Here is a 25,270-nt window from a genome sequence, read left to right as displayed (position 1 = left end):
TCCGCGGCTGAGGGTTTGTCTATTAGTACCGGCGCTGCTGATTAGTGCAGAAAAGGGAGCAGGCCCCTCGGGAACGTTTCCGCCCAAATCGTTTCCCGAGGGACCCACTCAAGCCGGGGTGAGGCGCCCGGCGCTTTGGGATCGGGTCACCAACCACAGCTGGCGACCCGAGCTCATGAACCCCACTCTACATCCGATTCGCGGTATTTCGAGCGGCTCCGAGTGAATGTGATCACTCTGCGTGCTGTTCGTAATACTCTGCGATTCGGAGCGGCGGTCTCCTTGCGGTGACCGCCTCTGCACACATCAACGAGCCTGTACAGAAGGGGTTACGAGGTTCTCCGAAACTTTTCCGGCCTTCTTCGGCGGCAGCGTGACGCCCCTCGCAGTGCGGACCGCCAGGGCTGGCCTACTGTGACCGCATGATCCTCGACGTCGCCCGTGAGCAGGTCCTCGACCGTGGAGTCGGTCTGAACCAAGAGCAGCTGATCGAGGTGCTGCGGTCGCCGGACGACCAGCTGGCCGACCTGCTGGCGCTCGCGCACGACGTACGGGTGAAGTGGTGCGGCGAGGAGGTCGAGGTCGAGGGGATCATCTCCCTGAAGACCGGCGGCTGCCCCGAGGACTGCCACTTCTGCTCCCAGTCGGGCCAGTTCACCTCACCGGTGCGCGCGGTCTGGCTGAACATCCCCGAGCTGGTCGAGGCCGCCAAGGAGACCGCGAAGACCGGCGCGAGCGAGTTCTGCATCGTCGCCGCCGTCCGCGGTCCGGACGCGCGGCTGATGGCGCAGGTGAAGGCCGGCATCGAGGCGATCAACGCCGAGGTCGACATCAACATCGCCTGCTCGCTCGGCATGCTCACCCAGGAGCAGGTCGACGAGCTGCGCGCGATGGGCGTGCACCGCTACAACCACAACCTCGAGTCGGCCCGCTCGTACTTCGGCGACGTGGTCACCACGCACTCCTTCGAGGAGCGCTGGGAGACCTGCGTGATGGTCAAGGAGTCCGGCATGGAGCTGTGCTGCGGCGGCCTGGTCGGGATGGGCGAGACGCTGGAGCAGCGGGCCGAGCTGGCCGCCCAGCTGGCCGAGCTGGAACCGCACGAGGTACCGCTGAACTTCCTGAACCCGCGGCCGGGCACGCCGTTCGGTGACATGGAGGTGATGGCCGGCAAGGACGCGCTGCGCACGATCGCGGCGTTCCGGCTGGCGATGCCGAAGACGATCCTGCGGTACGCCGGGGGCCGCGAGCTGACCCTGGGCGACCTGGGCACCCGCGAGGGCCTGCTCGGTGGCATCAACGCGGTCATCGTCGGCAACTACCTGACCACCCTGGGCCGGCCGGCGACCGCCGACCTGGATCTGCTGGCCGACCTGAAGATGCCGGTGAAGGAACTCCAGAAGACGCTATGACGCTTGTGTACTGCGGCCACTGCGGCCAGGAGCTGACCGACGGCGGCCACGACGGCTGCCGTACGGCGTTGTCGATGGAGCCGCCGCGCTACTGCGACCAGTGCCGGCGTCGGATGGTCGTGCAGGTGCACCCGACGGGCTGGACCGCCCGCTGCTCGCAGCACGGTGAGATCCATGGGTGACCTGCTGCAGCAGGACGCTGCGTTGCTGTGGCACCCGTACGCCTCGCTCACCGAGCCCTCGCCGACGCGGCTGGTCACGGGGGCGTCCGGCGTACGGCTGACGCTCTCGGACGGTGCCGGTGGCACGGTCGAGGCGATCGACGCGATGGCGTCGTGGTGGTGCATGATCCACGGCTACCGGAACCCGGTGCTGGATGCCGCGCTGCGGGAGCAGGTCGACTCGTTCAGCCACGTGATGTTCGGCGGGCTCACCCATGAGCCCGCTGTCCGGCTGGGGGAGCGGCTGGTCGAGATCACGCCGGAGCCGCTGCGGCACGTGTTCTTCTGCGACTCCGGGTCGGTGTCGGTCGAGGTCGCGCTGAAGCTCGCCCTGCAGTACCAGGTCGCGCGAGGCTTCGAGGGCCGTACGAGGATGCTGACGGTGCGCGGTGGCTACCACGGCGACACGTTCGCGCCGATGAGCGTCTGCGACCCGGTCAACGGCATGCACTCGCTGTTCACGGGTGCGCTGAAGGAGCAGGTGTTCGGCCCGCAGCCTCCGGCCGGCTTCGACCGGCCCGCTGACGACCCGGAGTACCTGGCCTGGGCGGAGGCGATGCGGGCGCTGGCAGCGCGGCACCGCGACGAGGTGGCGGCGATCGTCGTCGAGCCGATCCTGCAGGGCGCCGGTGGCATGTACCCGTACAGCCCGGCCTGCCTGCGGCTGCTGCGCGAGCTGGCCGACGAGTACGGGTTCCTGCTGATCCTGGACGAGATCGCTACGGGCTTCGGCCGTACCGGCACGCTGTTCGCGTCGGAGCACGCCGGAGTCGACCCGGACATCCTGTGCGTCGGCAAAGCACTCACCGGCGGCTACCTGTCGATGGCAGCCACCCTCTGTACGACGGACGTCGCGCGGACCGTGTCGGACGGTCCCGGCGGCGCGCTGATGCACGGACCGACCTTCATGGCGAACCCGCTGGCCTGCGCGGTCGCCCTGGCGAGCATCGACCTGCTGCTGTCGCAGGACTGGTCCGCTGAGGTCTCGCGCATCTCCACGGGTCTGGCCGCTGGGCTGGCTCCGGCTGCGTCGCTGCCGGGCGTGAAGGACGTCCGGGTGCTCGGTGCGGTCGGTGTTGTCCAGCTGGGCGGTCCGGTCGACCTGCCGCGGATGACCGAGGCGGTGCTGCGGCGGGGTGTGTGGGTCCGGCCGTTCCGCGACCTGGTGTACACGATGCCGCCGTACGTGTGCACGGACGAGGAGATCACGACGATCTGCACGGCGATCACCGAAGCTGTTGCCGAGGGCAACTGATGTCGGACGGTGCTGCTCCCGAGCCGCTTGGGGGGGAACGGTCTCCCCAGCCGGTCGGCGAGGGTCTGCTCGCGCGGTGGCTGACGCCGCTCGCCGCAGACCGGGACGTCCGCGGGCTGACCCGCCGGCTGCGTCCCCGCGCCGCCGGGGAGGCCCTGATCGACCTGGCGGGCAACGACTACCTGGGGTTGAGCCGTGATCCCCGAGTGGTCGAGGCCGCCGTCGCGGCCGTCCGCGAGTGGGGCGCCGGCGCGACCGCGTCCCGCCTGGTCACCGGTACCACAGCCCTGCACGCCTCCCTCGAGTCTGCATTGGCCTCCTACACCGGACACGAAGCGGGCCTGGCCTTCTCCTCCGGCTACCTGGCCAACCTCGGCGTGGTCACCGCCCTCGGCGGCCCGGACACCCTGCTGGTCTCCGACGCCCACGTCCACGCCTCCCTGGTCGACGCCTGCCGCCTGTCCCGCTCGCGGGTCGAGATCGTCCCGCACAACGACGTCGAGGCCGTCGGTAAAGCGCTTGCCAACCGCAACGAAGCGCACGCGCTGGTCCTCACCGAGTCCGTCTACAGCGTGCTCGGTGACGCCGCTCCGCTGACCGCGCTCGCCGCTACCGCTCTGGAGTACGACGCGGTGCTGCTGGTCGACGAGGCCCACGGGGTCGGTGTGACAGGCCATGGCCGCGGTGGCGTCGCAGCTGCCGGTCTGGCCGGGTTGGACCATGTCGTCGTCACCGCGACGCTCTCCAAAGCCCTGGCCAGCCAGGGCGGAGTGGTGCTCGGCCCTGCGGTGCTCCGCGAGCACCTGGTCAACCGGGCCCGATCCTTCATCTTCGACACCGGTCTGAACCCAGCAGCCTGCGCGGCAGCCCTGGCCGCGCTGCGGATCCTGATCGACGAGCCGACCCGGCCGGACTCCATCCACGCGACAGCCCGCCGGCTCGCCGCGGAGTGCGGCGTGATGCCGTCGGCCGGAGCGGTCGTGTCCGTCCCGATGCCCGGTCCCCGCGAGACGGTCCGGGCTGCTGAGCTCTGCCTGGCGGACGGCGTACGGGTGGGCAGCTTCCGGCCGCCTTCGGTCCCGGACGGCATCAGCCGGCTCCGTCTGACCGCTCGGGCCGGGCTGTCGGCTGCTGAGCTCGACCATGCTTGTCGCACCATCACCACTGCTATCCAGGAGGTCTCGTGACCGTCCTCATCGTCACCGGGACCGACACCGAGGTCGGCAAGACCGTGGTCACTGCCGCGCTGGCGGCAACGGCTCCCGGCAGCGTCGCCGTGATGAAGCCCGCGCAGACCGGTGTGACGGCTGACGAGCCGGGCGACCTCCAGGACATCCAGCGCCTCACCGGCCTGACTGACCTGCACGAGGGAGTCCGCCTGCTCGACCCGCTGGCCCCCACGACGGCCGGCCGCCGTCAAGGACTCCCGCTGCCGTCCATCGACACCCACGCGAAGGCGATCGACGACCTGGCTGCCGACCACGACCTCGTACTGGTCGAAGGCGCCGGGGGACTGCTGGTCGGGCTGGACGAGGACGGCCACGACCTGGCCGACCTGGCCGCCCTGCTGACGGTCCCGTTCGCGTTCGTCGTCGTCTGCCGCGCCGGACTCGGCACGCTGAACCACACCGGCCTCACAGTCGAAGCACTGCGGACCCGCCAGCTCCCGATCGCCGGACTGGTCATCGGCTCCTGGCCGGCCGAGCCCGACCTGGCCGAGCAGTGCAACGCCGACGACCTGCCCGCGACCACCGGCGTACCGGTACTGGGACGAATCCCCGCTGGGGCCGGAGCTCTGGACCAAGCAGCGTTCCGGGCTGCTGCCACGACGTGGTTCGCGCCATCGGTCAACGGCTGAGCGCGCAGGCTGAACCGATCACCTGACCTTCGCCCTGCTCATCCCTGATCAGCGGTCATCACGGGTTCGAACGGCCCTGCGGCGGATCGTTCCGGCCGCTGCGCGATCACCCGCGTCATCGGGGGCCGGTTGCCTGAAGGGGTCGCGGCTTTGTGCTCCAACTCTTGGACCAAGGCACCAGCCGGCCTGGACCGGCGGTTCGATGCTGGAGCAGTGATTCGGGAGCAACTGCCGAACCACTTGCCCTCCCGTTGACGAGCGAAGGTGACCAGATGTACGACCAGGACACCGAACAAGCAATGACTGCCGTGCAACTCGTAGACGACGCGCAGATCGAGCGATGGTTCACCGCGATCTGTGCTGCCTACGCGAACGGTGGCTCCGACTGGAGTTCGGTGAAGGACGAACTCACAGCGACCGCGGCGCAGTTCGACTCCAGCTTCGACAGTCCGTTGGTCGAGTCCTTCCTGGCTGTTGCCGAGCGTCTCGGCAATCCGCTGGCGACGATCGCGGACCTGGAGCGCATCGGCGTTGCCGACCTTGCGCGTGCTTACCCCGTGCTCCTCGCACAGGCGCGTTCCGGCGCGGACGTCGATGCAGCGGACCCGGCGACGTTGTCGTGGATGACCGAAGCGCAGCGGAGGAAGTTCGAGAGCGCCGCCGGTGGGAGCTGGCCGGAGCTCGTGCGCGAGGCGCTGGACAGCAAGTACCCGCCCTGGCGCTCCGCGCAGACGGCCGACCTGCAGAAGTTCCTGGACGACTGGGGTGACCACATCGTCGCCGAGCACGTTCCGCCTGCTCCGCCGGCTGCGTCCGAGGCGGAGACGCTGGCGTGGTTGACGGATGCGCAGCGGAACAAGTTCGAAGGTGCTGCCGGTGGGAGCTGGCCCGAGCTGGTGCGCGAGGCGTTGGACAGCGAGTACCCCCTCTGGCGCTCCGCGCAGGCGGCCGACCTGCAGAAGTTCCTGGACGACTGGGGTGACCACATCGTCGCCGAGCAGGTCCCGCCGGCCTTTCCCGAGCCCGAGTCACACGGCGCACCGCTGACCGCCGACGAGCCCCCGGACCAGCCTGCGGCGGAGGCCGGCCAGGTCTCGGACGAGCGCCTGGAAACTTTCCGTGCTCTGGCTGACGACCCCGCCGTCGAGGGCATCGACCGCGAAACGCTCGACGAGCTGCTGCACGATCCTGACTTCGATCAGCGCCTGGCCGAAGCCGAAGCCCTGGTCGACGCCGCCCTGGCCGACGCCGAATCCTAGATCGGATGGTTCACATGGACGGACACAAGGACTCTTGGAAGCGAGAGGACCCGGACGAGAAGGAGAAGGAGACCGAAGAGCGAGAAGGCGAAGAGGAAGGTGAAGGAGAAGGGGAGGGCGAGGGGAGGAGGGAAAGTGGCGGAGAAGGTGAACCATGGGGGCTGAGGCACGGTCTGACCAAGAAGGCTCTCAAGCTTCTGCGATTCATGGAAACCGTCGAATGCCAATCCGATCCTCATCTGTTCCTGGTCGCCGAAGAACGCTGGCGCCAACTCCCGGAGTATGTGCGACAGGATGCCCGTAGCGAGTTCCGGGACCATCATGAAGACCAGATGAAGGAGCCGGCGCGACGTGGCCGGCGAATGGACCTCGACGCGGAGTATCGGCGCCGGCACCCGGACCCCGACGATCCGGGACGTTACCCGTTCTACGTCAAGGTCACGGTCAGCGGCTCCGGGGACGGTGAGTGGAGAACCGAGAAGGTGAACATCTCCTCGACCATGGGTCTGGGCTGGAAGGACGGCGTCGAGTCCAAGACGGTCGTCTACTACGAGCGAGAGACCTTGCAGGGAAAAGAGCTGTCGATTGCCGGCGTCGGTGGCGCGGGAACGAAGAATCGGAAGAAGACCGTCCACGGCATCATGGATCGCGAATCCAACAGTATCGCCGCGGTAAAGGCTCAGATCGAAGAGTTGATCGTAGAGGCTTTCAGGGCGGTGGCTGACGAGTGGTTCGCCAAGGGAGAAAAGGGCCGGCCGATCGTCGTCCTCTTCCGAGGGCACAGTCGAGGCGCGGTGGCGGCAGGGCAGGTGGCCAACGCCATCAAGACGAAGTATCCCTACGTTCGCGTGGAACTGGCGCAGCTCGATCCGGTGCCGGGCCCAGGGCACCGCGGTGAAGATGTCGACATCAATGTCGGACCGCGCGGCATGCTCGCCCGGGGACTCGACGAGTCCACCGTCGTGTACTCGATTGCCCCTGGCTACCTGGCAGGGTTCGAACCCCAAAGGGTGCACGGGGCCAAGCGGATCATCATCTCCCGGCAGGACCACGGTGTAGGCATCGAGCAAGGATTCATCTACAACGACATCCGCTACAGAGGCTCGGCGCTGAACAGTCTGGAACCAGGTGTCTACATCGACAGTGAGAAGGATGGCAATCCTGAGAACGCCCACATCGAGCGCGTCGCTCGCCTGGAGGACGTCGCGGCCGCGATCGCGCTCGTTCACAAGGGGAGACGGGCACGAGGGTTGACGCTCGAGGGTCGCGAAGACCCCGTCAGAGAAGTCTTGGAAGAGTTCTACAACAAGAGGATGCCCAGGAGGTAGCTCGTCCTGGTGTCACGTTCTGTGCCTTGTTGCCGACGGCGGCGAGCCACTGCTCCCCGGTGCCGACGAGATGCCGGGGAGCAGTGGGCCGCCGCCGTTTCGGAGAACCGTGGGTCAGGTCAGACGGTCTTTGAGGCTGGTGAGCATCTCGTCGACCAGGTTGCCGACAGTGTTCAGGTTGAAGCTCACGCACTGCTTGCCGCCGATGCCGGCGCGGGACTCGGTGCGGACCGTCTTGCGTGCGTAGGGTTTCGAGGATTCCTCGCCCAGGGCGACGTACGGGAGGAGCTCGACCAGGAACTCCATTCCGCTGGTCCAGCGGGTGTAGTTGTCCTTCCAGGCCAGGTTGTCGCTCACCTGCCGGCGCACGACGTCGAAGAAGTCGGCGAGGTCGGCGAGGGGGAGACTTCCGGCGGGAATCGCCGACGCGGCCGCGCCGACTCCCGCGCCGAGGCCGATGCTCGCGACAGACTTCACGACGTACGAGACGATCTCGGTCTGGGGATCGTAGATCTTCCACTGCTCGTCCTCGGCGAGCCGGACGAACGGGGAGATCTGGAGGCCGAGACTGTTGGCACCGGGCGCGGTGAGCACGAGGCGGTAGCCGCCACGTTTGCGCTCGTCGAAGAATCCCCTGATCTGGTCGAAGGTTCCGATGATCGCCCGGGGCGAGCTCACGCCGTAGTACGGCCGGCCCTCATCGGTCAGGTCCGCGCCGCCGCGCTCGGGGCTGTAGGCGGTGCCCTGTGGATCCGCGACGACCGGAAGGACGTGGTCGGCCATGTCGAGTACCTCGACCTTACGGTTGACCTGGTCGTGCAGGGTGGCGGCCGGGTTGAGACTGACCGCCGGGACGTACTGCCCGTCGGCGTCCTTCTGCGCGCCGGCGCCGAGCACCTCGCCGGCAATGGCGTCGTTGTGGGCGGCCATCAGCTTGGCGTGGTCGGTGTCCCAGCCCTCGCGGGGGCCGCGGACGCCGAGAGCCTTGAGACCCTTGGTGCCGACGGCCCCTTCCGCCAGCTCTCTGCCGCCGGTGTCCACTGCGGTCCCGATCTCGTGCAGGACACGCAGGAGTACGCCGCGTGGCGTCCGCTTCGAGGCTTCGTGCTTGTTGGTCATCGGTTCGTTCCTTTCCGATCGGGTCGAACGCGGGTCGTGCTGGTTCAGTCCGCGACGGCAAGATCGCCGCGCAGAGCACGCTCGATCTCGTCCAGGGTGAGCTTCGAGAACTCCGTACGGAGGTCGTCCTCGGACATTCCGAGCTCGGACGCCAGGGCAGGGATGCGCGCCCAGAGGGTCGTCCGCGCGCTGTCGACGGCGTCAGCTTCGGAGCCGGTCGGCGTCGCGGTCGAGGCGGCAGCGGAGGTACCGGTCAGGTTGGTGAGCGCGTTGTCCAGCCAGGGGCTGAGCTGGTCGGTGGTCGCTTGGGTCCAGGCGGGCCACCACTGGTCCAGCTGGAGGGGCAACCATTCGTGCCAGTCGCCACGGGTGGCGCTCAGCGATTCGAGCCGAGTCCGCTGGTCCGCTGTGAGCCAGTCCAGCGCTCGCGGGTCGGCAGAGGCCTGGTCCACCGGCCCGGGCGCGTCCTCGGAGCGTGGCAGGAGACCGGCCATCGCTGTGGCGAACCAGGCAGTCAGTTCGGCCGGCGAGGTCTTGGACCAGTCCGGCCACCACTGGTCGAGCTGTTCCGGAAGCCAGTCGCGCCAGTCGCCCCGGGTCGCGGTCAGAGTGCCGAGCTCTTGACGCTGCTCGGCGGTGACCCAGCCCAGGGCGATCGACTCGACGCGCTCCTGGAGCCACGTACGGCGAGTTTCGTCGTCCTCCTGCTGCCATCCCGAGCGGGTGGTGTCCAGGTAGCGGCTGAGGTGCTCGGGCCAGTTCCTTCCCCAGGCCGACGACCCGTCGTTCTCCAGATACTGCTCCTGCTGTTCGCTGACCCAGCGAAATTCCTCCGCGTCGGACACGGAACGCTCCCTTCGGTCGAGAAGTGCACGGCTGCCGCCGGCGATCGCCGAACCGTGACCGGTAGGTCGTTCGGCCCCGAGCGGCGGCGAGATCCACTATCGGCGGGTGCCCTGGTCCGGCGGTGAAGTCGCCGGACCAGAGATCGTGCACCGGGAACTGCCTGATGGGGCGCCGCTCGGCGGCGTTCGGTCTCCGGCTGCCGGCGCGGCGGAAACTCAGCGCAGTTTGCCGAGGTCGCGGCGGGAGGTGATGCCGAGCTTCGCGTAGATGTTGCTCAGGTGGTACTCGACGGTCTTCGGGGTGACGAAGAGGGCGGCGGCGATCTCGCGGTTGGTCAGGTGCTGACGGACCAGCAGGGTGATCTCCTGCTCGCGGGAGGTGAGGCCGGCCAGCGGCGGCGTACTAGTTGCCGACAGCAACCGGGCCAGGTCGGCCGCGGCGCGTTCGCGGTACGGCGCGGCGGACAGCGTGGCGAAGCACTCGACGGCCGCCGTCAGCCACTGCGCGGCACCGGCCCGGTCGCCGAGGATGGACAGATGAAGGCCGTGGACGTGGAAGAGCTGGCCTTCGGCGAGGCGCGGGCGGGGTTCGATCAGGCCGGCGAGGCCGTGCCTGGCCAGGTCGACGGCGTCCTGGAGGTTGCCTTCAGCCACGGCCTGCTGGGCGGCGAGCCGGATGATCGTGCTCGTTGCCGGGTGCGCGCCCTTGGCCCTTTCGCGGAGCGTCGCGAGCTCCCTCGCGGCCTCGACCGGCTGGCCGGTGGCCTGCAGGGCGTCGATCAGCAGCGGGCCCCACCAGGTGCTCCACCATTCGTGGGGGCCGCCGGGAGAGCTGCCGTGGGTGCGGAGGCCGGGCACGGCGCTCAGCGCGCGGAGCATTCCGCGGTAGTCGTTGCGTGCCTGGTGAAGGGATGCGGCGGCGATGGCGGCGTACTTGAGGTCCTGTGGGCCGCCGACCCGCTGGGCAGCGGTCGCGGCGGATCGGACGAGTTCTTCGGCGGTCTGCCAGTCACCGCGGGCCGAGGGGACGAGCGAAGCGACGAAGTACCTGATCACCTCGTTCATCGCCGGCTGGTCGTCGTCCGAGAAGAGGGCGGCCCGGCGCATCGTCGTGGCGCTGTCGTCCCACTCGCCGAGTTGGTACTGGACCGCGGCCAGGTAGCAGTGGGGGGTGATGCCGGACAGCATCGGGGCGCCCGCTTCCTGGCGCCTGACCACCTCCGACAAGTCGCCCCTGGCCTCTTCGACGAGGCCGAGCAAGGTACGGAGCGAGCCGCGGCAGGACAGGGCCTCGAGGTCCTGGGGGGAGATGTCGGACGGGTGGTCGGACAACCGGCCGAATTCCTCCAGCCCGGCGGCGAGTCCGTCACGCCGGCCGCGGGCGACCCCCCGCAGGCAGACCACGTAGTCACGCAGCGGCGCCGGGACGCCGTCGGTGCTCAGCGCGAGCTCCGAGTAGGCGAGGGCTTGGTCGGTGTCCCCGCGCCAGACGCTGATGCCGACCAGGCCGGCCGCCGCCGCGCCGCGTACCCATGAATGGACGGTCGTCGGCTGGCCGGTGCCGAAGGCGTGCAGGAGGTGCTGCTCGGCCTTGCCCCGCTCGCCGGTCAGGTACAGCTCGCACAGCCCGAGCGCCAGCGAACGCAGGCGCGAGTGGGCGCAGCGGGCGGCGCGTGGGTAGAAGACCTTCGCCTGGCCGCGGTTCGCGCTGAACAGCAGGTGGATCATCGAGGTCAGCAACAGCTTCTGGCCTCGGGGCCCCCACGGCGTGAGATCCGCGGCCCAGCCCAGAAAGGTTGCCGCTGTTCCGTGGTTGCCGTTGGCCGCCTCCTCGCCGGCGGCCTGCTCGAGCTGTGAGGCGAGCAGCTCGTCCTTCGAACTGACCGCGGCCACCCGGTGCCGCCAGGCGAGCACATGGTCGACCGTCGTCGCGGCGCGTTGGTGCAGCTGGCTGCGCCGGGCCGGTGTCAGCGTGCTGTAGACAGCCTCCCGCTGCAGGTCGTGAGGAATCGTCACCGGACAGGCGGGCTCCTCGGGAAACCAGTTCGCCAGGCCGGCCTCGAGGGCCGGCCCCAGGGCCTGCTGAGCGGACTCGATACCGGCCACCTCGGCAACCTGGGCGAGCAGTGGCCGGCCGCCGAGAACCGCCATCGCCTCGACCAGGGACCGGGACGGTTCGGGGAGCTCGCTGAACCTCCGGCGGGTCGCGGACGCCACCGAGGGAGGAATGGCCGACCGCCAGTCGACGCTGCTGAGGCCTTGGGACGAGATCTCGTTCAACATGGTGCGGAGCAGCAGTGGGTGGCCCCCGGTGTAGGAGTGGAACCGGCGCGCCGCGCTCACCGGTAGTCGCCGGCCCGCGAGTGCCTTGGCCAGATCGGTGACGTCGACCAGATCCAGGCCGCTCAGTTCGAGCTGAAGTGTGGCCGGTATGCCGTGGACCAGCTGCTGCAGAGCCGGATCCGCGGAACCGCTGCGGTCCACCCGGGTCGACAGCACCACCAGGAGCTGGCTGGACCACGTCCTGCGGAGCAGGAAGCGCAGGGCCTGCACCGAGGAAGGATCGGCCCACTGGATGTCGTCGACCACCACGGCGACCGGCGACCGGCGTTGAAGCTCACCGAACAGATCCAGCAGTTGACTCCCGACAGCGATCGGACTCGCCCCGGACAACGCCCCCGAACCGAGGGTCGGTGTCCGGGCGCGAAGTTCTGCTGGTGCCCTGGCCAGGAGTTGGTCGACGATGCCGAAGTCCAGCTCGTACTCCGAGGGATCGCCGTTGGCCATCAGGACCGCGAAATCGGCCAGGCCGTGGGTGAAGCGGCGGATCAGCGAGGACTTGCCGATTCCTGGTGGTCCTTGGACCACCACGGTTCGGTGCTGACTGGTACGGACCTTGTCCGCCACATCGGCGAGCCAGGCCAGTTCCGCGGTCCGTCCGACGAAGTCACGGTCCATCCGAGCGGGCATGCCTGGGCTCATGGAGGCGCCTCAACTCCCTGGACCGGCGGTGACGGGGGCGCCGGTCCAGCCTGCTACCGGCGGGTCAGTCCCATAACCGATGCTTCAGGCCCCGAGTTACGCACGACGGTGCGTGTCGCGACATAGTTATCTTTCCGTGATCGTTGATCAACGCCTCGTCGCCGACCGGTCAGCCCACCAAGACCTGGCCGGTGGCGATCACGGTGCTCGTCGGGGCCGGCGCGGGGTCGTTGCAGGTGAGGACCTTGTCGCCGGCCTTGGCCAGCGGCTTGTTGTTGACGAGCACGAGCGGGCCGACGGCAAGGACAGTGCCGCGGTTGTCCGGCGGCTTCTGGAAGGAGCCGCCGGTGGGGACGTGGGGCGGGAGGTTGACGGCGACGCTGCCGTGGACAGCGGCCGGTTTGCCCTCGATCAGTACGTCGTTGCTGCAGCCCGTCATGATCCGGCCGGCGAAGGGCAGCGACACCGGGGTCGGCACCGGACCGCCTGACGACGGCACCATCACGATGTGGATGTCCGTGCCGACGACCTGGTCACCGAGCTTGGCCGCGGGGTTGCCCATCGCGGGCTCCTTCCGTGATCCGTGCCGTCGGCCGCTGTCGAGGACGGGCGGCAGCTCGCGAGTCGGCCCGCGGGGGCTCGCCGGCAGGACTCGTCGTACCGGTGGAACCAGCGACGCCGAGGTCGATGGTGTCGGGGTGCCGGGGAAGACTGGTCTGTGTGACCGGTGGCACCGGGGCCGTCACCACCAGGTCGAGAAAGCTCCGGGGGCGCAGCCCGAGGCTCGTCCAGAGCTCCGGCGAGGCAAGGTGAGGGCCGGGGCGTCCGATCGCCAGCATCACCGGGCCACGGGCGCGGGCCAGCGAGTCCGGCAACGATTCCACGGGCAGCAACGGGTCGTTGACCACGCTCCCGAGGACGCCGCCCAGCAGGGCGAGCTCCCGATCGAGGTCGGTCGCCCAGGCCGTGACCAGGTAGCAGAAGTCGTACCGGCGCTCGGGCGACGTACGCTGAGCGACCCGGCCGTCAGGGGTGCGGTCCTCGGTCCACCCTCCGACGGTCCCGGTCACCTCGGCCTCCAGCACCCGGTGCAGGAAGACGCCGACCGTCTCGGTCGTTTTCTCGGCCCATGACGCGTCCGGCGGGTCGAGGCGGACGACGGTGCCGCCGGGCAAGCGGTCGCGCAGCACCACGCTGAGGGCCGTGCCGAGGTCGTCGAGCATGCGTCCAGCCTGAGGCTTGCCCTAGGCAACCAACCAGGAGTCTTGGCGCAGCGGAGCGGGCGACCCGGGTGGCCCGATGAGGCATCCGTTCGTGCACCCGATCTTGTGGTGCGGCCGAGCGCGCCGGATGCACAGTTGCGGCAGGCCGATTCGTCGGAACAGCTGCTCAGCCAGGAGGTCCGGATGCCGTCGTACCTGTCCCCGGGTGTCTACGTGGAGGAAGTGTCCTCCGGTTCCAAACCGATCGAGGGAGTCGGTACGGCGGTCGCCGCGTTCGTCGGGTTCACCGAGAAAGGGCCCTTGAACGAGCCGGTCCTGGTGACGAACTGGACCCAGTACGTCACCACCTTCGGGCAGTTCTCCGAGGGTGCTCTCCTTCCGCACTCGGTCTACGGGTTCTTCCTCAACGGCGGCGGCAGCGCGTACGTCGTACGGGTCGGAGCCGGGAGCTCCGGCGGACCCGCCCGCGCCGTCGGATCCGCGGCGGCCCGAGCTGAACTGCCGAGCCACGGAGAGGGCCGGGCGCTCGCGGTCCGGGCGGCGGACGGTGCACCCACCGGAGCTCCGTTGACGGTCGAGGTACAGGAGCCCACCGAGCCCGCCGAGGACAACTTCAAGCTGGTCGTCCGGGCCGGGGCGGAGGAGGAGGTGTTCGACAACGTCACGACGCGGCGCGGGGCCGCCAACGTTGTCGCCGCCCTCCGGAAGTCCAAGTGGGTCGTGGCCGAGGAGACCAAAGGGGCAGCGCTGGCGGTACCCGACCGGGGCGTTCTGACGACGCTCTCCAGCGACGAGCCGGAGCCGGCGACGCCCTCCGCGGACGAGTACATCGGCGACGCCGACGAACGGACCGGACTGTCCGGCCTGGAGGCCGTCGACGACATCACGATGCTCTGCGTTCCCGATCTGATGAGCGCCTACCAGGCCGGGACGATCGACCTGGACGGGGTCAAAGCGGTCCAGCTGGCGATGATCGCGCACTGCGAACTGATGTCCGACCGGGTCGCCGTGCTCGATCCGCCGCCGTCGCTGCGACCGCAGCAGCTCAAGGAGTGGCGGATGGTCACGACCGGCTACGACTCGAAGTACGCGACGCTCTACTGGCCCTGGATCAAGGTCGCCGATCCCCGCACCGGCAAGCCGCTGTTCGTTCCGCCCAGCGGACACGTCGCCGGGGTCTGGGCCCGTAACGACGACACGCGGGGAGTCCACAAGGCGCCGGCCAACGAGGTCGTGCGGGGAGTTCTGGAGCTGCAGTCCTCGCTGACCCGGGGAGAGCACGACCAGCTCAACCCGATCGGGGTGAACTGCCTGCGGTTCTTCCCGGGCCAGGGAATCCGGATCTGGGGCGCGCGGACACTGTCCAGCGACGCGGAGTGGCGCTACCTGAACGTGCGGCGGCTCTTCAACTACGTCGAGAAGTCGATTCTCGGCGGTACCCACTGGGTCGTCTTCGAACCGAACGACGAGTTCCTGTGGTCGTCGGTCGAGCGCGTCATCGGCTCGTTCCTGCGCCGGATCTGGCGGACCGGCGCGTTGTTCGGACGGACGCCCGAAGAGGCGTACTACGTCAAGTGCGACGCCGAGAACAATCCGCCCGAGAACCGGGACGCCGGCATCCTCACCGTCGACATCGGGATCGCGCCGGTGAAGCCCGCGGAGTTCGTCGTCTTCCGGCTGTCGCAGTTCGCCGAGGGCACGGAGCTGGAGGAATGACCTCGGCAGTACTGGCGCCGCCCGCCGTCAGCTCGCCCCGGTTCGTTGTCATGTGCGAGGGCTGGACGGCCGGCATCGGCTTCTCCAAGCTGTCGGGCTTCACCTCCGAGGTGGAGTTCCAGGAGTACTCGTACAACAGCCAATTGGGCAACGTTCACACCAAGCAGTTCGGCCGGGCCAAGGCGCCCGCGATCGTGCTCGAGAAGGCACTCGACCGCAACGGTTTCGCCCAGCTCTACGGCTGGCACCAGCTGGCGCGGATGAACAACCCGCTCGCCAAGCTCCCCGCGTCCTTCGACATTCTCGACAAGTCCGGGCAGCCCGCCCTGGCCTGCCTGCTGGAGAACGCGTGGTGCTCGAAGCTCGAGATGGACGCGGCGCAGGCCGGCAGCGCCGCCGTCGTGATGATGCGCGCGACGCTCGTCTGCGACGCGATCCTGCAGCTCTGACCGAAGTCCGACCAGCGGTGCGACCAGAACAGGAGTGACGACATGGCCCTAGGCGCCAGTACGACCACGAGCCAGGGACAAGTGGCCAGCGCGGGACGGTTCGTGATCGAGTTCGTGGGTACGCCGATCAAGCAGATGGCGTTCTCCGAGCTCGGTGGCATCACCTCCAAGGTGACGCCGACCGAGTACATCTTCAACGACGTCCGGGGCGAGACCCGGCACACGAAGCAGTTCGGCAAGACCGACCCGCCGACGATCACGCTGAAGCGCGCCGTCGACCACGCGGGCACCGCGGCGCTGATGGCCTGGCACCAGTTGGCCCGGCTGGGCGACGACACGGCTCGCTCGGGGGGCACGCTGGTCATTTTCGATGCCGGCGGCAACCGTCAGTCGACGTACGTGCTGGAGGACGCCTGGCTGTCGGAGATCAACATCACGTCGGTCAAGGCCGGCGCGGCGGACGTCGCGATGGTCGAGTGCAAGATCACCTGCCAGGAGATCTGGATCAAGCCGTGACACCGGGCAACGACGTGGCGGTGCAAGCGGCGGGGCTGCGGACCGAGTACCCGTTCGTGCTGCCGCGAGGGTTCGTCGACGAGCAGGGCACCCTGCATCGCGAGGGCTCGATGCGGCTGGCGACGGCGCGCGACGAGATCGGCACCCAGACCGATCCGCGGGTGCGGCAGAACCCGGCGTACCTGACCGTCCTGCTGCTGGAGCGGACGATCGTCCGGCTGGGCAACCTGCCGGTGGTCGACCCGTTGGTCGTCGAGTGCCTGTTCGCCTCGGACCTGGCCTTCCTGCAGGACCTGTACCGGCGGATCAACCAGAGCGGGCACACCGAGGTGGACGTGACCTGCCCGAACTGCCGGCACGACTACGTGGTCGACATCGCCGGTGATGCCCCGGGGGAAGCCTGACGGCGTACCCGGCCGACCGTCTCCGGGAGGAGGTCGTGTACGTCGCCTACTACCTGCACTGGTCGCACGCGGAGATCCTCGATCTCGACCACGCGACCAGGACCACGGTGATCGAGGGAATCGGCAGGATCCACACCGAGCTCGACGGAGCCGGCGACGCGCCGGACGGAATCTGGAGGTGATCGATGCGCTGGCCGTTTCGCTTCCCGGCGGTCCGAGCCGCTTGGGCCGCACGCGCCGCCCGGGCGGTGACCCGGTCAGGCCCTGCTCCTGTCGAGGGCGCCGGTGAAGTCGTTGCTGAAGGCATGCAAGTTCCGCGCCGGCGGGCCTGGGCGCGGTTGCCGCAGCTGGTACCGGTCGTCGACCTGCGGGCGACGCCGATCCTGATCACGCCACGGACCGGTCACCGAGTGGCCGGGACGAGGGACCTTTTGGCTCCGATCGCCGGACGTGCGGGCGAAGGCCGGGAGGTGAGCGGCCCTGGCGAGGTGGTGACGGGGACCGTGACCGGGCTGGCAAAGGCCCGGCCGGCCCCGGCCGATCTGGACCTGCCCATGCCGTATCCGGCGGATCCGGACTTGGCGACACCGGTTCTGGCCACGCCGGTTCCGAGCGGGCCGGCCCCGATCATGCCGGTTGCGAGCGCGGCGTCCGACCGCAACGGTCACGGCGCCCTGCCGCCGGACGGCGGCCCGCACGGCATGCCGAATCTGGGCCTGCCGGTTCCGGCCGTAGTCCACGACGAGATGCCATCGGCTCCGTCCGCTCCCGCGCCGGGAGCTCTGCCGCCGGCCGAGCCACGGCGTCGGCCGCGACCGCGGCCGACGTCCGGCGATCGCCCGCTCCTCACGACCGCTACGCCGGAGTCGGTCGGAGCTCCCGTCGAGCCGGACACACCGTTCCGCAGCATCGGTGAGTTCGAACGCCTGCTCGCGGAGTACGAGACGAACGATGCCGTCGGCCTGGCGATGCTCACCGGGTTCTCCTCGGTAGCGGCACCCCCGCCGGCCGCGGCGCCGCCTCAGGTTCAGCAATCTCCCGTACTACGTCCGCAGCGCCGTTCCCTGGCCGAGACTCGCAAGCGCGGCCTGAGTCCTGCGCAGCCGAGTGAGCCTGCTGCCGAGACGACCGCTGACCTACCGCCGACGGATGAAGACTCCCCTGACGGTCCCGCGGACGACGACGAGCCCGCGGCGGGCGGGCGGGACGACTCCGCCGCATCAACCGACCTGCCGATCGAATCCACCGCATCAGCCGACCTGCCGATCGAAGACAGCCCGCGGTTGGCCGACCAGCCACGGGTTCAGGCCACAGCGGACCCGACGAAACCAGCTGAGGTGTCCGCGCCGGAACCGACTGATCCCGGCCCGCCGTTGCGTCACCCGGAACAGCGTCACCCGGAACAGCGTCGCTCGGCGGAGCACGCCGTACCGTCCGAGCCGGACCGCCGCGCTGCTGCCCGGCCGGTCACCCTTCGGTCGGGTCAGGAGCAGCCGCCTTCTGTGGAGACGACGTACCGAGTCCCGCCGCAGACAACTGCTCCAGCGGCGCCACTGCTGGAGTTCCCCGCGGTCTCGCCAGAAGAGGCTCGCGAGGACAGCGACGGACCGTCCCTCGTCTATCGAAGCGCCCTGATCGGTACGGCGTCGCCCGCGCTGCTACCTCAGCAGGAGACCGACCACTTCACGGTCCGGATTCCCGAGGAGGTGGTGAGGGTGGTCGGTGCGGATCTCGGGAGCGCCGTGGAGGACGTGCCCGTACGCCGTGGCCGGGTGACCGGCGCTCGCGCCGGAGCCCTGTCGGCGCGAGCGTTCAGTGCCGACGGCGTGGTCCATCTCCCGGGCGAGGCCGGCGAGCTGTCCTCGCCCGGCGTACAGGCTCTGCTGGCGCACGAACTCACGCACGTGATGCAGCAGCGGGTGCTCGGTGCCGATCTTCCACCTGCCGACTCACCGCGCGGCCAGGAACTGGAGGCCGCGGCGGTCCGTGCCGAGGCGTGGTTCGGGGAACAGCCCGTCTCCTCGGCGGCGCTGATCCATCGCCGACCACCGGCCGTCGAGCGACGCGACGACGAAACGGCCGGTGGCCAGGGCCGGATTCAGCGGGCACCGTTCGACCTGGTGCCGGTCGCGACACCCGTCACGGAGACGGAGATCGGAGCCGGGGAGCCGTCGGCGGGGGCTTTGGGCTCCGAGCTCCCGGCCGCGCCCGAAGTGGCGTCGTGGACATCGTCACCAGGACCGCGTTCGTCGAGCGGCTCGCCGTCAGCGGTCTCGGAGTGGCGGCTTCACGACAGTCCTGTCGAGCCACCGGCGTCCACGGACCGAGCGGTCCTGGATCGGCTCGACCGGCTGGAGGGAGCGGTGGAGCACCTTCGGGCCTTGGACCACGACGGCGACGAGCTGGTGGTCCGGCTGGACGATCCGCGGACGCTCAGCAGGCTGGCCGAGCGGCTGTACGCGAACCTTCGCCACCGGCTCCGCGGCGAACTGCTCATCGATCGTGAGCGCCACGGCGTTCTCGCGGACTCAAGGTAGGAGACGAGCCGATGTCACCAGGACCGCTGTCGTCAGGACCGAAGCTGGTCGGGAAAGCTCTCGAGCAACTCACCGGCCAGGTGGGCATGTCGCACCGGTACGTGATCGGGATCGACCGGTCCGACTACGGGCTGGGCGACTGGACCAAAGCGGCCGGGCTCGGGGTCAGCTGGCAGAAGCACGGCTACCGCGTCGGCGGCGCGACCCACGAGTCGATCGTGCCGGGCAATCCGACGTACACCAATGTCACGCTCTCGCGGGCGGCCGGGCGGGACTCCGAAACCGTGCAGAGCTGGCTCAGGACCGTCAACCGTGAGCGCGAGCTGCTGAGCGGAGCGATCTATCTCGTCGACTTCCTGGGCCTGCCGGTGGTGACCTGGAAACTGCGGGAGTTCTTCCCGACCGCGTGGCGGCTGACCGAGTTCGACTCCGGCGGTGCACGGCCGGCGATCGAGACCCTGGAGCTCGCGCACGCCGGCTTCCTCGATGCCGAGAGCAGGTTCAAGTGAGGCCGGGGCAGCCGAGCCTTCAGGCAGCCGCCAACCCGCTCCAGGCAGTCGCCGGCCAGCGGCTCGCGGGCCTCGGAACGGGCCGGCTGACCGAACCGCGCTACGGCATGACGATGTGGTTCAACGTGCTCGTCCCCGGACTGGACGGCGCCCTCGGGTCGCGCTCGCTGGGGTCCTGGTCGGGATGCTCGGGGCTGGCGGTGAAGCTGACCCCCGAGCTCGTGGACGAGGGCGGCAACTACGGCAGGCCGCGCTACCTGTTCGGAAAGATCGTCTATCCCGAGGTGACGCTGGAACGCGCCATGACGGAGAACGGAACGCGCCAGGTCCGGCGCTGGCTCGAGGAGCTGACGGCGCTGTGGGCCAAGGGCGAGTCCTCGTCCGGGCTCAGCGGGCCCGTGGTGATCGAACTGCACAGCGGGCTGGGTGCCGACGACGTGCTGATCCACACCTGGGAGCTGCACGGGGCGGCTCCGACCAGCTGGAGCATTCCGACCCTGTCCACCTCCGGCAACGGATCCGTCGCGATCGAGAAGCTCACGCTCGCCCACAGCGGTTTTCTCAAGGCGGCCGAGCCGGTCGCCGACGAGTTCCTGAAGCTGGTCGAGACGACCCAGCGGACGAACACGCTGAAACTGCTGGGCAACCCGGCGAAGGTGTCGCTCACCAAGTCCCGCGAGTCGGACAGCAAGACCACCAAGATCAAGCAGGCGGGAACCCTGCTCGTGGATCCGAACAGCCTCAGCGTCACGCTGGCCGACCTTCGGCTGGAAGGCGCCGCGGCCATTTCCGCCGCCGTCCCGTTGCTGAGGCGGTGGGTCGAGCTCGAGGACCCACCGGCCGCGCCCAGAGCGGCCCCGCCGCCGGCCGAGGGTTCGCCCCCTCCCGAGTGCGGCACCTGCAAGCGCAAGAAGGCTTCGGCGGGAGACGCGAGCGCGAGCGGCGCACCCAGAGTCCTGGAGGTCGTCTGGGGCCAGGGCCGCGGTGGTCTCCCGCGTCAGCTGGTCCTGAAGAGCTTCACCTTGGTCTGCACGAGATTCACGCCCACGGGCGAGCCCAGCCGGGCAACCCTGCAGCTGACCCTCCAGGAAGCCCCGGGCACCTGGGTCAACGCGACTCCCAAGGTGGCGCCCGCTCAGATCGGCGCTCATCGCTCGGCGGGGAAGGACCGTCCGGCGATCGGTGCCCATCGCCCGGCACCGGCACCGGCACCGGCACCGGCACCGGCACCGGCATGGTCGGCCGGAGCGCGGCCGTCGACACCCAGGCCGGCCGCACCCAGGAGGACCCCGTGACGATCGCCGCCGGTTGGTCGGACGAAGCAGAGATCGTGGTGCGGCCCGCCGTGTACGTCGGCGCGGCCCGGCAGCCGCTACCGGTCGACCTGGCCGACTCGATCGTCCGGGTCGTCGTGGACCAGAGTCTGCGGTTGCCGGGGATGTTCGAGATCGGCTTCGTCGACACGATGACCTCGGCACGACTGCTGCCGCTGCTGCCGATCGGTACCGAGATCGGGATCGCCGCGGCGTCCCCGCTGCGCCAGGGGGATCCGCGGATGCTGATCACCGGCGAGGTCACGGCCCTCGAAGCCGAGTACGGCGAGTCCGCGCTCTTCACCGTCCGCGGCTACACCGAGGACCATCGGCTGCAGCGGGCCCGCCGGACCCGGAGCTTCGTCACCATGACCGACTCCGACATCGCCCGGAAAGTGGCCCTGGGCAACGGACTGACGATCGGGGAGATCGCCCCCAGCCGGGTCGTGCACGACCACCTCGGCCAGCTGAACCAGACCGACTGGGAGTTCCTGTCCGGCCGGGCGGCGGCGATCGGCTACGAGACGGGGGTCTCGCAGGGCAAGTTCTTCTTCCGGGACAGGACCACCGCGGCGCCGGTGTCGTTGATGATGCTCGACAACCTGCTCACCTTCTCGCCGCGCGTCACCGCCGGCAACCTCGCGCCGGAGGCCGAGGTTCGCGTCTGGGATCCGCTGGCGGCGAAGGTGGTCAGCGAGCGGGTGCGGGTCGCGACGGCGGACACGGTGGTCGGCGTCGGGGTTCAGGCGACCCTGGCCCGGCTGCGGAGCGCTCCGGCGCCGCGCGGCCCCGCTGCGGCGAGGCCGGCAACGACCGGTCCGGCGATGGGGCCGGCGCCGTCGGAACAGGCGACCGTCGTACCGGATCAGCCGGGATCGTTCGCGATCAACCCCGGACCCGCCACCCGGGCTCAGGCGGCCGGACTGGCCGACCGGCTGGCGGGCACCTTCGCCGAGGCGGTCGGTGAGAGCGTCGGCGATCCGTGGTTGTCCCCGGGCCGGGTCGCGGACGTCTCCGGAGTCGCCGCACCGTTCGCCGGCCGGTGGATGCTGACCCGGGCGCGGCACGAGATCGACCTCGGCCGGTACCGGACCAGGTTCGAGGTCAGTGGGTCTCAGGACCGGTCGCTGCTCGGTCTGGTCAGCAGTGCTCGGACCTCGGACAACCGGGTGCACGGCGTCGTGTGCGGCATGGTCAGCAACAACAACGACCCGCTCGGCAAGGGCCGGGTGAAGCTCGTCCTGCCGTGGCTCTCACCGGAGTACGAGACCGGCTGGGCGAGCGTCGTCCAACCGGGAGCCGGTCAGCACAGTGGCGCCATGTTCCTCCCGGACCCGGGGGACGAGGTGATGGTCGGGTTCGAGTTCGGTGACCTTCAGCGGCCGTACGTCCTCGGCGGGATCGTCAACAACCGCAGTACCTACACGCTCGGCGCGGCGCCGGTCCGAGCCACCGGGACCACGGGCGCGGTGCAATGGCGCGGCCTGGTCGCACCGTCGGGGAACCGGCTCGCCTTTCACGACGAGATGGTCGACCCGGCACAGGTCCGGCAGGCCGAGATCCTGCTCGGCAGCGGTGACGGCAACCTGACCCTGCGGATCGACCAGGTGGCCGGCGCGGTGGCGTTGAAGTGCCTGCCCGGCCGGGCCACCCGGCCCGGTGAGAAGGGCCGGGTGACGATCGAGTGCGGTCCGGGCGGGGCGATCGAGATCGTCGCCGGCAGCGGCGGTTCGGTGTCGATCGACGGCGGCGCCCAGCTCGACCTGAAGGCCCAGCGGCTGAACCTGGAGGGTGCGCAGATCACCGTCAACGGGTCGGGCCCGGTGGAGCTCAAGGGCAAGCCGATCAAGCTCAACTGAGACGGAGGAGAGACGATGGCTACGCAGACGACGACCGGTCTACGGTTCCCGGCCGACTGCGCGGGACGGGGCCGGTTCGGCATCGCACGGGGGACGGACAAGTTCGAGCAGAACCTGGTGCTGATCCTGCAGACCTACCCGGGCGAGCGCGTGATGCGGCCGGACTTCGGGTGCCGGCTGAGGGACTTCGTCTTCGAGCCGCTGGTCCCGTCCACCGGCGCCAGGATCGCCGACGAGGTCGAGCGGGCGATCAGGGCCTGGGAACCCGCGGTCGAGGTGGACGCCGTCGAGGTGACCCCTAACGGGTCCGTCGACGGGTTGGTGCACATCCTGATCGGCTACCACGTCCGTGGCACCGGCGTGGACGGTGAGCTCGGCGTCGACTTCAGCACGGACGGGTACCAGCCGGTCGCGGCCGGCGCGGGCGCACCGGGAGTTGAGAGCTGATGGCGCTGCCCGCACCGGATCTCGACGACCGGAGGTACGACGATCTCGTGGCCGACGCGGTCCGCCTGGCCCGGCGCGCCTGCCCGGAGTGGACCGACGAGAACCCGGCCGACGCGGGACTGACCCTGATCGAGGCGTACGCGTACCTGACCGACAGTCTTTTCTCCCGGCTCAACCAGGTCCCCGACCGGCTGCACCTGAAGTTCCTCGACCTGATCGGCCTGCGCCTGGTGCCCCCGACGCCGGCCAAGGCGGCGATCACCTTCTGGCTCTCGTCGCCGGCCAGGGCGGCGGTCACCATCGCGCGAGGCACCGAGACCGGGACCGTCCGGACGGAGACCGAGCAGTCCGTCGTCTTCTCCTCCAGTGAGGATCTCGTCATTCCGCCGTGCGCGGCGACGGCACTGATGACCGGGCCCGTCGAGCACTCCGACGGCTTCGAGCCGCAACCGGCCGGGAAGGTCTTCCAGGCGTTCTCCACCGTGCCGCTGCCCGGCGACCAGTTCCTGGTGGGTCTCGATGTCGCCGCGCCTTCGGTGGCGATCCAGCTCGACTACCTCGGAGACACCGAAGGGCTCGGCATCGATCCGAGTGATCCGCCGCTTGTGTGGGAGGCGTGGACCGGGGCGGGCTGGACCGAGTGCGAGCTGGAGCGCGACGAGACAGGTGGGCTCAACCAGTCCGGCTCTCTCGTCCTGCACGTCCCGGCCGGTCACCAGACCAGCGTCGTGGCCGGGGAACCCGCGGGGTGGTTGCGCGCCCGGGTGGTGGCCGCGGTGGACGAGCAGGCCGGGTACACGGCTTCACCTCGAGTACGGCGGCTGGAGGCCTGCAGCGTCGGTGGGACCGTCGAGTCGGTCAACGCCGAGCTGGTGTTCGACGAAGTGCTGGGCGAGTCCGTGGGAGTGCCGGGGCAGCTGTTCGCCGTACGGGCTGCTCCTGTTCTGGCGGGAGTGAGCGCGCCGGTGATCGAAACGAGTTCCGACGAAGGCTGGCAGGAGTGGACGCAGGTCGAGGACTTCGCGGCGAGCGGGCCGGCCGACCGGCACTTCCGGCTGGACGCGGTGACCGGGGAGGTGGCGTTCGGGCCGGTGATCCGGCTCGCGGACGGCGGACTGCGCCATCACGGAGCGGTTCCGGCGGCGGGCGCCGACGTACGGATCCGTGGCTACGCCACCGGTGGTGGTCTGCGGGGCAACGTCCCACGCGCGGCGATCGCCACCCTCAGGTCGTCGATCCCGTTCGTCGCGGCGGTCGAGAACCGGCACGCGGCCCACGGCGGAACCGAGGGCGAGACCGTCGATCAGGCCCGGGACCGTGCTCCGATCCTGTTACGGACCAGGTCGCGCGCGGTCACCGCCGAGGACTACGAGGTGCTCGCGCGCGAAGCCGTCCCGGAGGCGGCCAGGATCCGGTGCATCACCGCGGACGGAGGCGAGGTCGCGGCCGGGACGGTGAAGGTGCTGGTGGTTCCGGCGGCCGCGCAGCCCGGCGGTGTGATCGCCTTCGCCGACCTCGTGCCGTCGGCCACCCTGATGGAACGTCTGGCCGAGCGGCTCGAACAGGTTCGGCTGGTGGGGACGCGGGTTTCGGTCGAACCGCCGAGGTATCGAGGGATCACCGTCGTGGCGCGGCTGGTGGCCAGACCGCGGGTGGAGCGGGAACGGGTCCGTAGCCAGGCGCTGGCCGCGTTGCACGCCTTTCTCAACCCGTTGCCCGGCGGTGGCCCGGACGGGCGCGGCTGGGACTTCGGCCGGGCCGTGCGTTCGGGCGACATCTACGCGGTGCTGCAGGCGGTTCACGGTGTCGAGGTCGTGGAGGACATCCGGTTGTTCAGCGCCAACCCCGTGACCGGCGAACGGGGGACCGAGCAGCAGCGGATCGATCTCGAGCGCAACAGTCTGGTGTTCTCGTTCGAGCACCAGGTCAAGGTGGAGGAGAGCTGATGCTGATCTGTGGCGAGTGCGGCCATCACAACGGAGCCCGGGACACCTTCTGCGGGTCGTGCGGCCGGTTCC

Annotated in this window: 23 protein-coding genes; 18 read left to right on the top strand and 5 right to left on the bottom strand. The window is 69.7% G+C overall.

Annotation, left to right across the window (positions count from 1 at the left end):
* Positions 1-422 precede the first annotated feature (422 nt).
* The 7 genes from bioB to ACLQ2O_RS24330 all read left to right on the top strand — a co-directional run bounded on the left by bioB (position 423) and on the right by ACLQ2O_RS24330 (position 7,333).
* A complete protein-coding gene (gene bioB / locus ACLQ2O_RS24360) occupies positions 423-1,412 on the top strand; it encodes a biotin synthase BioB (protein ID WP_425835177.1) in 990 nt (329 codons plus the stop codon).
* Positions 1,409-1,594, top strand: a complete 186-nt coding sequence (locus tag ACLQ2O_RS24355) for a hypothetical protein (protein WP_425835175.1) — start codon at positions 1,409-1,411, stop codon at positions 1,592-1,594. Before bioB ends, ACLQ2O_RS24355 begins: the two co-directional genes overlap by 4 nt.
* Positions 1,587-2,888, top strand: a complete 1,302-nt coding sequence (gene bioA / locus ACLQ2O_RS24350; protein ID WP_425835173.1) for an adenosylmethionine--8-amino-7-oxononanoate transaminase — start codon at positions 1,587-1,589, stop codon at positions 2,886-2,888. Before ACLQ2O_RS24355 ends, bioA begins: the two co-directional genes overlap by 8 nt.
* A complete protein-coding gene (locus ACLQ2O_RS24345) occupies positions 2,888-4,075 on the top strand; it encodes an 8-amino-7-oxononanoate synthase (protein WP_425835171.1) in 1,188 nt (395 codons plus the stop codon). The genes bioA and ACLQ2O_RS24345 overlap by 1 nt, the downstream gene beginning before the upstream one ends.
* On the top strand, positions 4,072-4,746 hold the full coding sequence (gene bioD / locus ACLQ2O_RS24340; protein WP_425835169.1) for a dethiobiotin synthase: 675 nt from the start codon (positions 4,072-4,074) through the stop codon (positions 4,744-4,746). Before ACLQ2O_RS24345 ends, bioD begins: the two co-directional genes overlap by 4 nt.
* Positions 4,747-5,018: 272 nt before the next feature.
* The gene (locus ACLQ2O_RS24335) at positions 5,019-6,005 is read left to right on the top strand and encodes a hypothetical protein (protein ID WP_425835167.1); all 987 of its coding nucleotides are present in this window, start codon (positions 5,019-5,021) and stop codon (positions 6,003-6,005) included.
* Between the two features lie 14 nt (positions 6,006-6,019).
* A complete protein-coding gene (locus ACLQ2O_RS24330; RefSeq protein ID WP_425835165.1) occupies positions 6,020-7,333 on the top strand; it encodes a hypothetical protein in 1,314 nt (437 codons plus the stop codon).
* Between the two features lie 114 nt (positions 7,334-7,447).
* Here the strand turns inward: ACLQ2O_RS24330 and ACLQ2O_RS24325 are convergent, their stop codons facing one another.
* From ACLQ2O_RS24325 to ACLQ2O_RS24305, 5 genes are all read right to left on the bottom strand, one after another.
* Positions 7,448-8,452, bottom strand: a complete 1,005-nt coding sequence (locus ACLQ2O_RS24325) for a hypothetical protein (RefSeq protein WP_425835163.1) — start codon at positions 8,450-8,452, stop codon at positions 7,448-7,450.
* Between the two features lie 44 nt (positions 8,453-8,496).
* Positions 8,497-9,297, bottom strand: coding sequence for a hypothetical protein (locus ACLQ2O_RS24320; RefSeq protein WP_425835161.1), 801 nt, complete (start codon positions 9,295-9,297; stop codon positions 8,497-8,499).
* Positions 9,298-9,513: 216 nt separating this feature from the next.
* On the bottom strand, positions 9,514-12,267 hold the full coding sequence (locus ACLQ2O_RS24315) for a helix-turn-helix transcriptional regulator (protein WP_425835159.1): 2,754 nt from the start codon (positions 12,265-12,267) through the stop codon (positions 9,514-9,516).
* Between the two features lie 181 nt (positions 12,268-12,448).
* Positions 12,449-12,841 carry a PAAR domain-containing protein gene (locus ACLQ2O_RS24310; protein WP_425835157.1) on the bottom strand — a complete coding sequence of 131 codons (393 nt, stop codon included), beginning with the start codon at positions 12,839-12,841 and terminating at the stop codon, positions 12,449-12,451.
* Complete coding sequence (locus ACLQ2O_RS24305; RefSeq protein ID WP_425835155.1) at positions 12,813-13,502, bottom strand: DUF4255 domain-containing protein; 690 nt, start codon at positions 13,500-13,502, stop codon at positions 12,813-12,815. The genes ACLQ2O_RS24310 and ACLQ2O_RS24305 overlap by 29 nt, the downstream gene beginning before the upstream one ends.
* 135 nt (positions 13,503-13,637) lie before the next feature.
* On the opposite strand from ACLQ2O_RS24305, the gene ACLQ2O_RS24300 reads away from it, so the two are divergent.
* The 11 genes from ACLQ2O_RS24300 to ACLQ2O_RS24250 all read left to right on the top strand — a co-directional run bounded on the left by ACLQ2O_RS24300 (position 13,638) and on the right by ACLQ2O_RS24250 (position 25,198).
* The gene (locus tag ACLQ2O_RS24300) at positions 13,638-15,218 is read left to right on the top strand and encodes a phage tail sheath family protein (protein WP_425835153.1); all 1,581 of its coding nucleotides are present in this window, start codon (positions 13,638-13,640) and stop codon (positions 15,216-15,218) included.
* Positions 15,215-15,667, top strand: a complete 453-nt coding sequence (locus ACLQ2O_RS24295; protein ID WP_425835151.1) for a phage tail protein — start codon at positions 15,215-15,217, stop codon at positions 15,665-15,667. Before ACLQ2O_RS24300 ends, ACLQ2O_RS24295 begins: the two co-directional genes overlap by 4 nt.
* A 102-nt stretch (positions 15,668-15,769) precedes the next feature.
* Entirely contained in the window at positions 15,770-16,183 is a 414-nt protein-coding gene (locus ACLQ2O_RS24290) for a phage tail protein (RefSeq protein ID WP_425835149.1), read from the top strand.
* The gene (locus ACLQ2O_RS24285; RefSeq protein WP_425835147.1) at positions 16,180-16,587 is read left to right on the top strand and encodes a hypothetical protein; all 408 of its coding nucleotides are present in this window, start codon (positions 16,180-16,182) and stop codon (positions 16,585-16,587) included. The genes ACLQ2O_RS24290 and ACLQ2O_RS24285 overlap by 4 nt, the downstream gene beginning before the upstream one ends.
* A complete protein-coding gene (locus tag ACLQ2O_RS24280) occupies positions 16,584-16,769 on the top strand; it encodes a DUF6760 family protein (RefSeq protein WP_425835273.1) in 186 nt (61 codons plus the stop codon). The genes ACLQ2O_RS24285 and ACLQ2O_RS24280 overlap by 4 nt, the downstream gene beginning before the upstream one ends.
* Before the next feature lie 123 nt (positions 16,770-16,892).
* Positions 16,893-19,124, top strand: coding sequence for an eCIS core domain-containing protein (locus ACLQ2O_RS24275; protein WP_425835145.1), 2,232 nt, complete (start codon positions 16,893-16,895; stop codon positions 19,122-19,124).
* 11 nt (positions 19,125-19,135) lie between these two features.
* A complete protein-coding gene (locus tag ACLQ2O_RS24270) occupies positions 19,136-19,633 on the top strand; it encodes a phage tail protein (RefSeq protein WP_425835143.1) in 498 nt (165 codons plus the stop codon).
* A complete protein-coding gene (locus ACLQ2O_RS24265; RefSeq protein ID WP_425835141.1) occupies positions 19,630-20,928 on the top strand; it encodes a phage tail protein in 1,299 nt (432 codons plus the stop codon). The genes ACLQ2O_RS24270 and ACLQ2O_RS24265 overlap by 4 nt, the downstream gene beginning before the upstream one ends.
* A complete protein-coding gene (locus tag ACLQ2O_RS24260) occupies positions 20,868-22,805 on the top strand; it encodes a phage baseplate assembly protein V (protein WP_425835139.1) in 1,938 nt (645 codons plus the stop codon). Before ACLQ2O_RS24265 ends, ACLQ2O_RS24260 begins: the two co-directional genes overlap by 61 nt.
* Before the next feature lie 15 nt (positions 22,806-22,820).
* Positions 22,821-23,252 (top strand): GPW/gp25 family protein, encoded by a 432-nt coding sequence (locus ACLQ2O_RS24255; protein WP_425835137.1) that lies wholly within the window; start codon positions 22,821-22,823, stop codon positions 23,250-23,252.
* A complete protein-coding gene (locus ACLQ2O_RS24250) occupies positions 23,252-25,198 on the top strand; it encodes a putative baseplate assembly protein (RefSeq protein ID WP_425835135.1) in 1,947 nt (648 codons plus the stop codon). Before ACLQ2O_RS24255 ends, ACLQ2O_RS24250 begins: the two co-directional genes overlap by 1 nt.
* The last annotated feature ends 72 nt before the right edge of the window (positions 25,199-25,270 follow it).

It is taken from the genome of Kribbella sp. DT2 (assembly GCF_049844575.1).
GTDB lineage: Bacteria > Actinomycetota > Actinomycetes > Propionibacteriales > Kribbellaceae > Kribbella.
The sequence above is the reverse complement of the archived record's forward strand: the minus strand, read 5'-3'. Positions and strand labels throughout refer to the sequence as shown.

Bases quoted from the DNA above. Each gene is read 5' to 3' on its own strand.
- bioB (WP_425835177.1), top strand. From the start codon at position 423: ATGATCCTCGACGTCGCCCGTGAGCAGGTCCTCGACCGTGGAGTCGGT.
- ACLQ2O_RS24355 (WP_425835175.1), top strand. From the start codon at position 1,409: ATGACGCTTGTGTACTGCGGCCACTGCGGCCAGGAGCTGACCGACGGC.
- bioA (WP_425835173.1), top strand. From the start codon at position 1,587: ATGGGTGACCTGCTGCAGCAGGACGCTGCGTTGCTGTGGCACCCGTAC.
- ACLQ2O_RS24345 (WP_425835171.1), top strand. From the start codon at position 2,888: ATGTCGGACGGTGCTGCTCCCGAGCCGCTTGGGGGGGAACGGTCTCCC.
- ACLQ2O_RS24335 (WP_425835167.1), top strand. From the start codon at position 5,019: ATGTACGACCAGGACACCGAACAAGCAATGACTGCCGTGCAACTCGTA.
- ACLQ2O_RS24330 (WP_425835165.1), top strand. From the start codon at position 6,020: ATGGACGGACACAAGGACTCTTGGAAGCGAGAGGACCCGGACGAGAAG.
- ACLQ2O_RS24325 (WP_425835163.1), bottom strand. From the start codon at position 8,452: ATGACCAACAAGCACGAAGCCTCGAAGCGGACGCCACGCGGCGTACTC.
- ACLQ2O_RS24315 (WP_425835159.1), bottom strand. From the start codon at position 12,267: ATGCCCGCTCGGATGGACCGTGACTTCGTCGGACGGACCGCGGAACTG.
- ACLQ2O_RS24310 (WP_425835157.1), bottom strand. From the start codon at position 12,841: ATGGGCAACCCCGCGGCCAAGCTCGGTGACCAGGTCGTCGGCACGGAC.
- ACLQ2O_RS24305 (WP_425835155.1), bottom strand. From the start codon at position 13,502: ATGCTCGACGACCTCGGCACGGCCCTCAGCGTGGTGCTGCGCGACCGC.
- ACLQ2O_RS24295 (WP_425835151.1), top strand. From the start codon at position 15,215: ATGACCTCGGCAGTACTGGCGCCGCCCGCCGTCAGCTCGCCCCGGTTC.
- ACLQ2O_RS24275 (WP_425835145.1), top strand. From the start codon at position 16,893: ATGCAAGTTCCGCGCCGGCGGGCCTGGGCGCGGTTGCCGCAGCTGGTA.
- ACLQ2O_RS24270 (WP_425835143.1), top strand. From the start codon at position 19,136: ATGTCACCAGGACCGCTGTCGTCAGGACCGAAGCTGGTCGGGAAAGCT.
- ACLQ2O_RS24260 (WP_425835139.1), top strand. From the start codon at position 20,868: ATGGTCGGCCGGAGCGCGGCCGTCGACACCCAGGCCGGCCGCACCCAG.
- ACLQ2O_RS24255 (WP_425835137.1), top strand. From the start codon at position 22,821: ATGGCTACGCAGACGACGACCGGTCTACGGTTCCCGGCCGACTGCGCG.
- ACLQ2O_RS24250 (WP_425835135.1), top strand. From the start codon at position 23,252: ATGGCGCTGCCCGCACCGGATCTCGACGACCGGAGGTACGACGATCTC.